The organism is Paenibacillus sp. 2TAF8, assembly GCF_052114825.1.
Classification (GTDB): Bacteria; Bacillota; Bacilli; order Paenibacillales; family Paenibacillaceae; genus Paenibacillus.
Window position 1 is genome coordinate 283,958 of the sequence record NZ_JBFRFN010000005.1, and the last position, 13,848, is coordinate 297,805.

The following is a 13,848-nucleotide window of genomic DNA, read 5'->3' on the forward strand; positions in this document are numbered from 1 at the left end:
TGTACTCATCTACACGTTATATTCAGCACGACCACTCGGCCAAGTTTCATTATTTAATGGAGCCAGAATACGTAGCACCTCTTCTAGAAGCTGCTCATCTAAAGGCTCTTCAACCCAGGCCGCGTTGTTGACAATGTTTTGCTGGCTTGCACTGCTTACGAGTGTTGTCGGGATCTGTTCATTCGCTGTGGAAAATTGAACAGCCAGCTTCGCAATATTACTGCCTTGTTCCTCACAGAAACGTGCAGCTTTCAAGCAAAGCTCTTTCACCCGGTCACCTGCTGGATGCCAGCCCGGCGTCCCGCGTGTACTTAACAGTCCCATCGAGAGCGGGGAAGCGTTTACAAGTCCAACCCCTTTTTCCTCCAGCAATGGCAAGAGCGATACCAACGACGTATCATTTAAAGCATAATGACAGTAGGAGATAATCGCATCCGCATCCAGTTGCGGCAGCATTTTTTCAAACAAAGGCAGTGGCAACCCACATATTCCGGCATAACGAATCACGCCCTGCTCTTTCAGTTCTAACAACGTCGGAAAAGCTTCCTCAATGATAATTTCAGGAGCCACGAACTCAATATCATGCAAAAATAAAATATCAAGATAGTCCGTATGCAACCTAGTCATACTCTCTTGTACACTATCCAGAATACGCTTGCGTGAAAAATCAAACTCGTTTTCACCATAACGTCCGGCTTTGGTAGATAACGTATAAGAGCTGCGCGGCAAACTTCGGATCGCTTCACCCAGTACTGTTTCCGCCTTGGTTAATCCGTAATAAGGCGAAACGTCTATATAATTCATGCCTGCATCTATGGCCGCATGAACGGTGCGAATGCCTTCGTCTCGGTCAATATCACGAAACACAGAACCCAGTGAAGATGCGCCGAAACTTAAAACAGGTACGTCTATTGCTGTCTTTCCAAGTTTTCTTGTTTTCATCGATTCGTTCCTCCCAGCAGGTTTGACTACACAACTGTCCCTCCATTGTATCAGTTAAAAATCAATATAACATATCGTTAAATGCGTAATATATACTGTTTGATGATCTCTGTTCCTTGGTAAAAGGACAACAAACTGCTTAACTACGGTTGACACCGTAACAAGATAACGTGTAACTGTACTGTATACGCACGACAAAAAGGGACAAAACAGGTTTGACCTGCTTTATCCCTAATGCTGCGGAACGAGTTACTATTCATCTAACATGATGGTATTCGAATACAAACTCATAATAGCTATAAATGTAAATATTAATTCTGCATGACGAAATCTTTAGGCACAATACCTTCCTCATCAAACATGCGCAAAATATCATAACGGGTATTACGCTGTGCCGGAATGTAACCGGACTCCCGAATCAGACGAAGGATAGATTCAATATTTACTTTGTACGTTGCTCCCGCAGAGGACACAACGTTCTCTTCAATCATGGTGCTGCCGAAGTCATTACAACCGAATTCGAGCGATTTCTTGCCAATTTCAGGTCCCATTGTAACCCAGGAAGATTGAATGTTTTTGATATTATCCAGAACTAGACGACTGATCGCTACCGTTTTCAGGTACTCCTCTGGTGTTTGACGCTCCAGCTTAAGGTTTGTATTGTCCGGCTGGAATGTCCAAGGAATAAAAGCGAGGAAGCCTTCAGAATCATACTTATTCGCGATACACTCATCCTGTGCTTCACGTACACGCATCAGATGCAGCGCACGCTCTTCCATGGATTCACCTAGACCAATAACCATTGTAGCGGTTGTATTCATACCGATTCGGTGAGCCGTCTGCATTACATCCATCCAGTCGCGCCATGAACCTTTCAGACGGCTGATTTTGCGGCGTGTACGGTCATCAAGAATCTCAGCTCCACCACCAGGCAAGGAATCCAGTCCAGCCTCATGAATGGCACGTACAACCTCTTCTAGCGTAAGACCATCGGATACTTCAACCATTTTCATAATCTCAGCTGGCGAGAAGGAGTGCATCGTAATATTCGGGAAACGCTCCTTGATCGCTTTCAACAAGTCCGTATAATAACTGAAAGGCAGATTTGGGTTCGTTCCACCCTGCATCAAAATCTCGGTTCCGTTGACATCTTCTGTTTCCTTAATTTTCTGGAAAATCACTTCATCGGGCAAAACATACCCTTCTTCTGACCCAGGTCTACGGTAAAAAGCACAAAAACGGCAGTATACGTCGCACACATTCGTGTAGTTGACGTTACGCCCAATGACAAATGTTCTGTATGGTTCAGGGTGCATACGTTTCATAACCACATTGGCAGCTGCCCCGATTTTGTCCACTTCATCTGATTCAAATAACTGAATCGTGTCTTCCAAGTCTAAACGTTCGCCCCGAAGGGCTTTATCTAAGATACGGTCTACCGTACTCATCGTAAAAAGCCTCCCTCGTAAAGAGAAAATAATACGAAGATCACTCCCGGCTTGTTAGCAAAAAGCAAGTCGTGGCTGTAACATCGCATTTCTGTACTCCACATATCGTAACACAGGTTACATGTGAAAAAAAGCACCTTATGAAAAGGTGCTTAAAAAATGAGTTAAAATTTTGACATATAAAATCATTTATAAACCATATAATTTCAACTTATTGTGTGGCCTGCAACGCTTGCTCGAGATCAGCAATCAAATCATCAATGTCTTCAAGCCCAACTGAGAAACGAAGCAGACCATCGGTAATCCCGCGCTCATGTCGAACCTCAGCAGGCATAGCCGCATGAGACATCATCGTAGGGTACGAAAGAATACTTTCAACTGCTCCCAAACTTACAGCAACAATCGGCAGTTTCACCTGATTCAAAACAGCTTTTGCACGATCACCTGAACCTACGTCAAACGATACGACTGCTCCGTAGCCAGTAGACTGGCGCTCATGCGCTTCACGACCCGGATGATCCGCAAGTCCAGGGTAATACACAGCTGTGATATCCTGACGCTCGTTCAGCCATGCAGCCAGCTTGGCTGTACTCTGTTCACTGTGAGCCATACGCGCACCAAGTGTCTTCATCCCGCGCATCAGAAGCCAAGATTCCTGAGCTCCGAGAACGGTACCTAACCCATTTTGCAGCTGTTTCAGCTGTCTGCCCAGTTCGTCTGTACGTGCAACAGCCAGACCTGCCAGTACATCGCTGTGACCGCCTAGAAACTTCGTAGCACTATGTACAACAATATCTACGCCAAGCTCAATGGGACGCTGATAGTACGGTGTCATAAATGTGTTATCCAAAATCGTAATCAGATCCTGCTGCTTGGACCAGGACGTCACAGCGGCAATATCCGTAATTTTCAAGGTCGGGTTGGAAGGTGTCTCCATATATACAGCCTTGGTATTAGGTTTAAGTGCTGCTTTGACTTGTTCTATGTCGGTCATGTCGACAAAAGTAGTCTCAATCTGCATCCGACTTAGTATAGTTGTCAGCAGTCGATACGTTCCTCCGTAAACATCCTCTGTTACAATCACGTGATCCCCTGCCGAGAACATCATGAACACACTGGATATTGCGGACATTCCTGATGAATACGCAAATCCGCGTACCCCGCCTTCAAGAAGCGCAATATAATCTTCAAGTGCCTGACGGGTAGGATTACCTGAACGGCTGTAATCATGTTGCGGTGGATTGAAGATATCAAAGTGATGGAAAGTAGACGCCTGATAAATCGGCACGCTGGAAGCACCTGTCGTTTTATCAATCTCATCCCCAAAATGAAGCAGCTTGGTATCAAACTTCAGTTCGGGTGAATTGGATTTATGGTTGTTGGTCTCGCTCATGAGGTTACGCCCCCTTCAACTTCCTGTTGTGCTGTCAGTAGTGCATGATTCAGATCCGCAATCAAATCTTCCGCGTGTTCGATGCCTACCGAGAATCGGAGAAGGCGATCATCCACTCCAACCGCGTCACGAATCTCAAGTGGAATATCCGCGTGAGTTTGCACTGCTGGATAGGTCATGAGTGACTCTACCCCTCCGAGGCTTTCAGCAAATGCAATTAACTCGATATGGCGCAGCAATGGCTCCACATAGCGTGCATCCTTCACTTTGAAAGAGAAAATACCTGTATTCCCGGAGGATTGCTTCTGCTGGATCTCATATCCAGGATGATCGGACAACCCCGGGTGAAATACCTCGGCAACCGCCGGATGTTCCAACAGAAATTTTGCAATGGTAAGTGCATTATACTCATGACGTTCCATGCGTAGAGCCAGCGTTTTCATGCCTTTCATTAATTGGTAGGAATCACTCGGCGATAACACGGCTCCAATGGAGTTATGCAGGAATGCCATCTCTTCAGACAATTTTTCACCTTTGGTAATAATTAATCCAGCGAGCACATCATTATGTCCACCCAGATATTTGGTCGCACTATGAATGATGATATCGGCTCCAAGTTCAATCGGACGTTGGAAGAAAGGCGTTAGAAGCGTATTGTCCACAATGGTCAACAGGTTGTGCGTTTTCGCCCAGGAAGCAACGGCTTGTATGTCCGTAATCATCATAAGCGGGTTGGTTGGCGTCTCGATAAACACTGCCTTGGTATTCGGCTGACGGATGTTCTCCAGTGCTGCAAGATCATTAGTATCCACATAACTTGCCGATATACCGAACCGGGACAAAATCCGTTCCAGCAGACGATAAGTACCACCATACAGGTCAAGAGAAACAATCAGGTGATCCCCTTGACTGAACAAAGCAAAGATCGTTTGCAATGCTGCCATACCTGAACTACAGGCAAAACCTGCATCTCCGGACTCAAGCACCGCTGCTGCTTCTTCAAGCACTTTCCGTGTTGGATTCGTCGTACGGATGTAATCAAACCCCGTGCTTTGTCCCAGCTTCGGGTGACGAAACGCAGTGGATTGATAGATCGGAAAGTTAACAGCACCTGTTACCGGTTCATTGATGGACCCAATTTGAGCTAGACGGCTTTCCATTTTCAACTTGTTATCTTCCATTACTGTATCCTCCTGTAATCTCGATTAGATTTGCGGGCCAATATCGTAAGGCGTTTCCTGATACACATAGTAATTGAGCCAATTAGAGAATAATAAGTTAGCGTGTGCACGCCATGTTGCCGGAGGTATACGGGATGGATCATCTTTAGGATAGTAATACTTCGGTAGCGCGATATCCAATCCCTTGGCAACATCACGATCATATTCCCACTTTAATGAAAATGGATCATACTCGGCATGTCCTGTAGCAAAAATTTGCTTCCCGTCTTTGGTTGCAACCAGGAATACGCCAGCTTCTTCCGATTCAGCCAAGATCTCCAGCTTATCGTTTTTCTCGATATCCTCTCGCCTTACCTCTGTGTGACGGGAGTGTGGAACGTTGAAAACTTCATCAAATCCGCGGAGCAAAGGAACATGAGGTTTGTTGATTGTATGTGGGAATACGCCAAAACACTTTTCATCCAGCGGAACTTTGGGTACATCAAAATGGTGGTATAAACCTGCCTGTGAGGCCCAACATATATGCATTGTCGAGGTTACATTGGTTTTGGTCCACTCAAAGATTTCCTGAATCTCTTCCCAATAATTCACATCCTCGAAATCCATTTGTTCAACCGGTGCACCCGTAATGATCATGCCGTCAAAACGGCGGTGCTGGATCTCGTCAAATGTTTTGTAAAACAAGTCTAAATATTCTTGTGACGTGTTCTTGGATGTGTGAGATTTGGGATGCACCAGCACAACATCAACTTGAATGGGTGTGTTACCCACCAGACGCAGCAATTGCGTTTCGGTCGTCTCCTTCGTAGGCATCAGATTGAGTATGGCTATACGAAGCGGACGAATATCCTGCTTGTACGCAGATGATTCGTCCATAACGAAAATATTCTCCCCTTCAAGCACTTCTTTTGCTGGCAGTGTATCCGGAATTTTAATTGGCATGGTGAGTCGACTCCTCCTTTTTCATAGATCGCATTGGGTGCGAAAATCATTTCCTGAGAAGCTCTGTATATGACAAAGACCTCTCTCGGATTCCGAGAAAGGTCATATGTAAACAGATATGCGCCTCTCTCATCTCTCAGTTACAACAGCACCTCAGGGGTACTTGGTCGCTGCAAGAATTAGCACCGTGCGTTGTTTCGCCGGTTGCCGGGTTTCATCGGGCTGGTCCCTCCACCTACTCTTGATAAGATTTCGCTGTATTCAATTATAATTCAAATATATTAACTTTTACTTTAAAACATTACCGCCCTCACGTCAAGAACCAGTTGTTTGATTTGAGTATACACTGGGAACCGTTCATCCTCTGTTGTCATACACTGCCTCAGAGCGCTAAATAGACACATTTTTGCGCTTGAAAGCACTCTGGACCAGCGGTATACTATACAAGTGTTTATAAGTCCTTATGTGAGAGGTGACATATTAAATGGATGGCGACCCGAGGCCCAACTGGCAGTCGAATTCCGAACAACTGCATAGAGAATTGACATCAGCATGTYGGCAACGGGACGTTTCTTCCGTTTGATTATAGATTGATGAACGCAGTACAGCCCTGATTACCAGGCTCCGCTGCCGACCGGCTGATCTGTTCTTTTGCGCCCATATTAATGATGAAATCCGCCAAAATGGCGGGTGCAGAAGGAGTAGATAACATGAAAATCCGGTTGGTTAACAATGGTGTATTTATCCCGGTGGATGACATTCAGCAAGCGCTGACTCCACCAGCGGAAGGATTTTACTGGATTGATGCGGACGTGGACGATCTGGCTGTACTTCAGCCGCTCTTTTCCATGCATGATCTGGCTGTGGAGGACTGCTTGAGTGATGAGGAGCAGCGTCCGAAGATTGAAATTTATGAGAACCATTATTTTATCGTTATTAATAGTATTCGTTTTGATGATGAAGAAATTTTCCTGAGAGCACTCAATCTCTTTCTCGGCAGACATTTTATCATCACGGTTACCAAACAAAAGATCAGTGAATTACGTACATTGAAGCCTATTCTCTGGGAACAGGAGATCAGCAGCCCTGATCGCCTGCTTTACCTGCTGGTTGACTTGATCGTAGATAATTACTTTACCGTTGGAGATCGAATTGAAGCACGAATTGAGAAGCTTGAGGAAGACATCCTGATGCATACCAAAAAGTCACACCTGAATGAGATTATTGGTCTGCGAAGCGAAATCTTGTGGCTTAAAAAGGTGCTGGGTCCTCAAAAAGAGGTCATCAACACACTCAACAAAAAAGATCTGCGTCTCATTGATGATCAGTTGCAGAAATACTTCAGTGACATCTATGAGAACGCCGTAAAAATATCGGAAACGTTCGAAACATACCGCGATCTGATGGGCAACTTGCGAGAAGCCTATCAGTCCAGTATTGCAAACCGGGCCAATGAGATCATGCGGGTGTTTACCGCCATCACCACGGTGTTCATGCCGTTGACCGTGATTACCGGAATATACGGAATGAACTTTGATAACATGCCTGAATTGCACTGGAAATATAGTTATTATGCGGTTATTGGCTTGATGGTCACATTAGGTCTAACCATGTTTTTCATTTTCCGCAAAAAAGACTGGATCTGAAACGATCATTACATGCGCAATATCATACCATCACACGAATGAATAAGACGAAGCGATCCTTCTCGGGACGACTTCGTCTTTTTGATATCTTTTGCTTTTGAACGCTTTTTAACTAACCTGCATTGCGCTCAGTTTCGGCATGTCTGCGGAAACGAATGCGAATCATACGTAACCGCTCGTACACTTGCTCCAAACTTCCTCCTTCTGGGCGCTCTCCCCCATAAACTTTATGTAAGACAGGCTTTAAAAACATATCTCCCAACTCCTCATAGGCATTCCATACTGCCTCTTGTTCAGTCTCAGGCATTACGGACAGTTCTACATCCAGCAAAGAATCCGTGTCATATCCCTCCAGATCCAGCGTTTCCAAAAGTTCGATTAATTCCCGCCGGGATAATCCCGACTTAGTCACAATCGTTTCCAAGGTATGTCCTGCCTTCATTCCTTCCAGCACATGTTTACGCGTGATGAATTTATCCAGTTCCTGCTTGTATTTCTGCTCTTTCTGCTTGTATAGCCAGCTTTCGTACTCTTCTTCTTTCAACACTGTATACACCCAGTCTAACGGGAAAGATCTCAATCGCTCGATCCCACTCGTCATTTCCAGCCATTCCAGCCCATATTCCGTTGCTTTGCTCTCGCCAACACCTGGCAGCTGCATTAGTTCGTCCATCGTATGTGGAATAAAGGCACTGATTAACCGTAGTAAACGATTCGTCGCTACAAAATAAGGAGCTTTTCGGTCCGAAGCCGCTTTTTGCCTGCGCCATGCGCACAGTTCCTCATACAATTGCTCATTTCCGTATAATTCACTAAAACAATGCAGGCGCTGGCCCGCATAACTACGCAGCTTCAAATCCTCATTTTCGTGGTACAATCCATGCAGCAGTGGACGATACCCTTCGCTCATTCGCATGGCAAGTTGATGACGATAAATGTGTAGCAGCTCTTCCCACGATGTTCCTTCATACCAGATCGTATCTTCCCGATCACCTGCTTCATATTGGCTCCATCCCAAATGCCAGGTATACTCCTCCTCGCCAATCCATAACTGGGCAATCTCCTCATTCTGATCTGACACTCTGGATAATTTGTTCATGAAGATAACTTCCATTGTTTGTTCCCTCCTTTGGATGTTACAGCCTGTCCGATTAAGAAAAGCACTCTCTGTTTCCAGACAGCACAAAAAAGCACCCCTCCTGCAAAATCGTTGCAAGAGAGGTGCTTCCTCATTAACCGTACTATACTGTTGGCTATATCATAACACACTGGTAAAATTCGTCAATCCCTGAACGGTTTATTTCGCCAAGGCTAATTTCGCCAGTGCCAGTGAACCGCACAAGCCAGCATTATCTCCCAAACCTGGTGAAACAATATACTCATCCATTCCAGTGTGAAGTGACGGATGCTGCACATAACCTCCGAGCAATTCCTGCAGTTTGCTGCGAACCATCGGGAACAGGTGCTCCTGCTTCATCACGCCTCCGCCCATTACAATTTTCTGAGGCGAAAGAATCAACACATAATGCATCAGAGCATGTGCAAGATAATGTGCTTCGATCTCCCAAGCCTTGTGGTCTGCCGGCAATTCATAAGCTGGTTGTTTCCAGCGTTTGTTAATGGCTGGCCCTGCTGCGAGACCTTCCAGGCAGTCCCCGTGATATGGGCAAAATCCTGCATATTCATCTTCCGGATGTCTTCGTACGATGATATGCCCCATCTCGGGATGTGACAATCCATGCACCATTTTCCCGCCAACAACGGCTCCTGCACCAATGCCTGTACCTACCGTTATATACAGACAGCTATCCAGTCCCTGCGCAGCTCCCCAAGTAGCTTCACCCAGAGCAGCTCCGTTTACATCGGTGTCAAACGTCATGGGGACATCAAAGTGTTCTTTGAGTTTGCCCATCATATTGTATTGTCCCCAATGCGGCTTCGGTGTTGTTGTGATGTAACCATAGGTTGGACTTCCTTCAATGGGATCAATCGGACCGAATGAACCTACACCGAGCGCTTCAATGCCTTTGCCTTCAAAGAAAGAGATGACGTGGGCCATCGTTTCTTCCGGTGTGGTCGTAGGGAAGCTTACTCGTTCCAGTACCTCTCCATTTTCTGTCCCGATACCACATACAAATTTGGTTCCTCCTGCTTCAATCGCACCTAAAACTGTCATGTTAGTTCCTCACTCCCACGTTGGTTTAAAATAAAGAAACTCGAATGCCCCAATGAATATGAATGAGGCTCTGTGATACAGCTCAGTTATGCTCAAGCTTGTTTAGCCGCTTCAGCAAAGTCTGTCTCCAGCTATCCGAAAGCACAGGAATAGCCAAGAGAGCCCGCATGCCTTCCGCATCCTGCTTCCCTTGATGCATGATCCGGTTAGCTTCAAGGATCGTCATGTATGCAGCATTTGTACGAACTTTTCTGAAACTTGACGCAGGACCAACTTCCCCTTCTTTCAGCACTCGAAAATAAAAGCCAGTATGTCCACTTTCCTGAAAATACAAAGGCAGCTCTTTATAATCATATCGTGCACTCAGCTTGAAGCATGGCTGTCTCGGCTGGCTGACTTGTACCTGCGCATCTCCTAATTCAAATACGTCACCAATGCGCACCTCTTCTTCCGTACAGCCTGTAACGGTCAGATTCTCTCCGAAAGCTCCCCAATTCAGCTTGCGATCCATCAACTGCTCAAGCGCCGCATAACGGCTGTAATCATATACACAAACAGCTTTATCAGGACCACCATGATGCACCATATCTGCCTGGGCATCCCCAGTCATTCCGGTGAATGACAGGAATACCGGGGAAGAGACAGGATGTTTCACGATACCACTCAACACTTCATGCTTCTGACCAGGCAGTGGCTTAGGCAGGCCTACATTAATTGCGAGAACTGCCGTGCTACCCTCTTCAGTTATCGGATCGCTTATAGGTGTCATGCCGCATCATACCTCCTGCAATTGTTCTTTTATCGAACAGAACCGCCAAACACGAGTGTATTACTTAACAGCCTGCCTGGAGAGGTCAGCATCTTGCCACCTGCATACATACCAGAGGATGCACCACCATCCAGGTTCATTGCCTGTTTAGCTCCCAGCTTTTGCATCACAGCTGCCCACTGTTTTATTGTAGCACCAGAAACGGTGGCAATCATAATCGAACCATCGCCCATGATTGCAATTCCGCTTCTTGCTCCGGATGCATTCAGAATCTTGGGATCTTTGAACCCTTCACCTGCCGGATTAACAGCGATCTTGCCATCTTTGACTAGTCGTGGACCAGCCCCCACAGCCGTAATAACATCCTGCCAAGGAATTTCCTGACCGGCTGCGTTAGTATACCTGTAATTCATCTCTACTGTAGAACCAACCGTGAAACGGTCTGATGTGGACTTCTCCCGACCTGTGAAGACAAGGACAGAACCGTTTTTGGGAATCGCTACATTTGTGTTAGGTACTTTTTTGGTTACTACACCCTTCTCCATAACCACTGCTGTTCCGCCCTTAAATCCAACGTTGGCTCCGCGCTCAGGAGTGTATAACATCGAGATACTTGCGTCTGCAGAAGGCGTTCGGTTAATAAATGTTGCATACCAGCTGCGTGATTTTCCATTTGTATCTGTGACCGTGCCTGTCAAACTCACTTGAAGTGAATCCATCATCGCTGAGCCATCGGCCTTAAAGCCGATCGACGTGCCATATCTTCCTATATGTATAACTTTTCCATTTGCTATTAACATACCGTAAGGATCAGGCGCTCCGTGATACGCTTCAAAAAAAGCTCCATTAATCGCGGCTTGTGCGCCGTACGCTTTCACAATAGAAGGCAATGTCGCGGTTTGACCAACCTGTTTCTTCGCAAGTCCTACCGTTACCGGTGTACCTTTGGGAATCGAAACAGTCTGCACGCTAAAACTACGTCCTGCTGCATTCACTTTCTGTACTTTCGTGCTGATAGCTGCTTTAGCTTCCACAGTCTGCGGTGCACTTACTGCCCCGGACAGTAAAACCGGAAATGCCAGGACGAGGGCGAGCGCCCCAGTCCACCACGTTTTACTCGTTTTTCTCATCATCATCTTGCTCACCCTATTGCCACTCCCATCCAAGAGCCAAGGCTCTTCATCTCAAGTTGTTCAAACTTGTCCATCACCATATCCGGGTCTAAACGCAATTCACAGCCATCCAGCGTACACGCCACCGGGACTTCGCAGTGAATCTCTGCCAGTTTGCGAGACAGATGCAGCATATCGAGATCACTCTCAATTTTTTTGCGTACCGAAGGGGTAAGTTGATCCAAATTGCTTAAAATCCCTTCAATTGATCCATACTCCTGTACAAGCTTCAAAGCCGTTTTCTCACCAATTCCACGTACTCCGGGATAATTATCGCTGGCATCACCCATCAAACCCTTCATGTCAATGACCTGGCGAGGCGTCAATTGTTTCTCAGCCATCAGCGTTTCCGGATTGTAAACCATGTAGTTGCCGTGACCTTTTTTCATAATAATGATACTTGTGCGGTCATTAATCAGCTGCAGCATGTCATGGTCACCCGTCAGCACCATTACATTCATATCGGTTTCTTCGGTGTAATACTTAGCTAGCGTTCCGATACAATCATCGGCTTCGAATCCCTCAGCACCTATATTCGGAATGTTGAGACTATCCATTACTTCACGAATCAGAGAAAACTGCGGAATGAGGTCATCCGGTGCTTCGGCACGATTCCCTTTATACGCTGCGTATTCCTGACCGCGAAATGTCTTGCCTCCCATATCCCAGCAGCAGATGACATGGCTTGGTCCGAACGTCTGAACCGCATCCCAAAAATAACGGATAAAACCATAGACTGCATTGGTCGGAAGCCCTGCCTTTGTACGTCTGATATATCCGCTTGCAGATGTCGCATAAAAAGCCCGGAACAACACTGCCATACCGTCCACCAGTAACAAAGTAGGTTCATTACGTTGATTCACTTGAATTTATTCTCTCCTTGATCTATGAAAGCTGGATAAACAAACTTCGCTACCAACTTCAATAGTATATTAAATGTCGAAACTCATTCTATCATTATACCATAGTTACGCCAACCCTCATTCAGCATAATTATGCCACTGCCTCGCTGAACCAAAAAAGCCCTGAATTGTGAACAATTCAAGGCTAAACTCCCTGGTATGTACTTATGGACAATGCTTGTCCCGGTACATGTGTCGAGCTATGGGTTATCCGTTACTCCATTGCTGTTCGTACGTTTCTTCTTTGAAGCCAACTGTGACTTGATCTCCATCGGTTACAATGGGACGTTTGATTAGACGACCATTGGAAGCCAGTAACGCAATCTGTTCTTCCTGGGACATGTCTGGCAGCTTGTCCTTAAGCTGTTGCTCTTTGTAGACTTCCCCGCTCGTGTTAAAAAACTTTTTCACTTCGAGTCCACTCTTCTGAATCAGCTCGGTTAATTCGTCTTTCGATGGCGGTGTATCAAAAATAGGGATCAGTTCCAGTTCATGTCCTTTCGCTTCAAGCCATTTCACGGCTTTGCGACACGTACCACATTTGGCATATTGGTATACTTTAAGTTTCATGGATGTTGCTCCTTTCGTGGGGCTCGGGTATCGACCTCTCGCTTCCCTTGGTTTGCTCCGCAAATCCAAAAGTCGCTCCATCCCGATACCCTCGCCTTGCAGTTTTTTTGTTGGTGAATGGGGGCTTATCGCCCCTCATTTCGCAATGATTTTTTCAACATTAATTCCAACATTGCTAGAGATATGTTGGGAGAATCCTTAGCTCAAAAACTAAGAGACTTATGGATCGAGGCTTTAATTACCTTAAAGCCTGAACAATCTTAAAAGCTTCAAAACCCTTTTAGCCTTCGGCGTGCTGTTCAGGCGCTTTGCTCCCTGAGCTCTACGGCTCAAAAACTCAAAGCTCCGAAACCTTTTTAGCCTTCGGCGTGCTGTTCAGGCGCTTTGCTCGCTGAGCTCTACGGCTCAAAACCTTAAAAGCTTCAAAACCCTTTTAGCCTTCGGCGTGCTGTTCAGGCGCTTTGCTCCCTGAGCTCTACGGCTCAAAAACTCAAAGCTCCAAAACCTCTTTAGCCTTCGGCGTGCTGTTCAGGCGCTTTGCTCCCTGAGCTCTACGGCTCAAAAACTCAAAGCTTCAAAACCTCTTTAGCCTTCGGCGTGCTGTTCAGGCGCTTTGCTCGCTGAGCTCTACGGCTCAAAACCTTAAAGCTTCAAAACCCTTTTAGCCTTCGGCGTGCTGTTCAGACGCTTTGCTCGCTGAGCTCTAC

12 protein-coding genes and 1 riboswitch are annotated in these 13,848 nt (G+C 46.1%); of the genes, 1 reads left to right on the plus strand and 11 read right to left on the minus strand.

The features are described 5' to 3' along the window. Positions 1 to 9 precede the first annotated feature (9 nt). The 5 genes from AB4Z30_RS10135 to metA all read right to left on the minus strand — a co-directional run bounded on the left by AB4Z30_RS10135 (position 10) and on the right by metA (position 5,906). Positions 10 to 942, minus strand: coding sequence for an aldo/keto reductase (locus tag AB4Z30_RS10135; protein ID WP_441925815.1), 933 nt, complete (start codon positions 940 to 942; stop codon positions 10 to 12). Positions 943 to 1,253: 311 nt separating this feature from the next. Further along, positions 1,254 to 2,390 (minus strand): cyclic dehypoxanthinyl futalosine synthase, encoded by a 1,137-nt coding sequence (gene mqnC, locus AB4Z30_RS10140; RefSeq protein WP_441925817.1) that lies wholly within the window; start codon positions 2,388 to 2,390, stop codon positions 1,254 to 1,256. A gap of 211 nt (positions 2,391 to 2,601) precedes the next feature. Continuing rightward, on the minus strand, positions 2,602 to 3,783 hold the full coding sequence (locus AB4Z30_RS10145) for a trans-sulfuration enzyme family protein (RefSeq protein ID WP_441925819.1): 1,182 nt from the start codon (positions 3,781 to 3,783) through the stop codon (positions 2,602 to 2,604). Then, entirely contained in the window at positions 3,780 to 4,964 is a 1,185-nt protein-coding gene (locus tag AB4Z30_RS10150; protein ID WP_441925821.1) for a PLP-dependent transferase, read from the minus strand. The genes AB4Z30_RS10145 and AB4Z30_RS10150 overlap by 4 nt, the downstream gene beginning before the upstream one ends. Before the next feature lie 24 nt (positions 4,965 to 4,988). Further along, the gene (gene metA / locus AB4Z30_RS10155; protein ID WP_441925823.1) at positions 4,989 to 5,906 is read right to left on the minus strand and encodes a homoserine O-acetyltransferase MetA; all 918 of its coding nucleotides are present in this window, start codon (positions 5,904 to 5,906) and stop codon (positions 4,989 to 4,991) included. Between the two features lie 126 nt (positions 5,907 to 6,032). Next, a riboswitch (SAM riboswitch) is annotated at positions 6,033 to 6,157 on the minus strand. 459 nt (positions 6,158 to 6,616) lie between these two features. On the opposite strand from metA, the gene corA reads away from it, so the two are divergent. Further along, positions 6,617 to 7,552 (plus strand): magnesium/cobalt transporter CorA, encoded by a 936-nt coding sequence (corA, locus tag AB4Z30_RS10160; protein ID WP_434753047.1) that lies wholly within the window; start codon positions 6,617 to 6,619, stop codon positions 7,550 to 7,552. Between the two features lie 112 nt (positions 7,553 to 7,664). Here the strand turns inward: corA and AB4Z30_RS10165 are convergent, their stop codons facing one another. The 6 genes from AB4Z30_RS10165 to AB4Z30_RS10190 form a co-directional block, all read right to left on the minus strand. Continuing rightward, positions 7,665 to 8,666, minus strand: coding sequence for an HRDC domain-containing protein (locus tag AB4Z30_RS10165; RefSeq protein ID WP_441925826.1), 1,002 nt, complete (start codon positions 8,664 to 8,666; stop codon positions 7,665 to 7,667). A gap of 183 nt (positions 8,667 to 8,849) precedes the next feature. Then, positions 8,850 to 9,728, minus strand: a complete 879-nt coding sequence (locus AB4Z30_RS10170) for an ROK family protein (RefSeq protein ID WP_441925828.1) — start codon at positions 9,726 to 9,728, stop codon at positions 8,850 to 8,852. An 82-nt stretch (positions 9,729 to 9,810) separates the two neighbouring features. Next, positions 9,811 to 10,497, minus strand: coding sequence for an MOSC domain-containing protein (locus tag AB4Z30_RS10175; protein ID WP_441925830.1), 687 nt, complete (start codon positions 10,495 to 10,497; stop codon positions 9,811 to 9,813). Positions 10,498 to 10,526: 29 nt separating this feature from the next. Next, on the minus strand, positions 10,527 to 11,633 hold the full coding sequence (locus AB4Z30_RS10180) for a phosphodiester glycosidase family protein (protein ID WP_441925860.1): 1,107 nt from the start codon (positions 11,631 to 11,633) through the stop codon (positions 10,527 to 10,529). Between the two features lie 5 nt (positions 11,634 to 11,638). Next, a complete protein-coding gene (locus AB4Z30_RS10185; RefSeq protein WP_441925832.1) occupies positions 11,639 to 12,532 on the minus strand; it encodes a 5'-3' exonuclease in 894 nt (297 codons plus the stop codon). Between the two features lie 246 nt (positions 12,533 to 12,778). After that, complete coding sequence (locus AB4Z30_RS10190; RefSeq protein WP_441925834.1) at positions 12,779 to 13,141, minus strand: arsenate reductase family protein; 363 nt, start codon at positions 13,139 to 13,141, stop codon at positions 12,779 to 12,781. Positions 13,142 to 13,848: the final 707 nt, after the last annotated feature.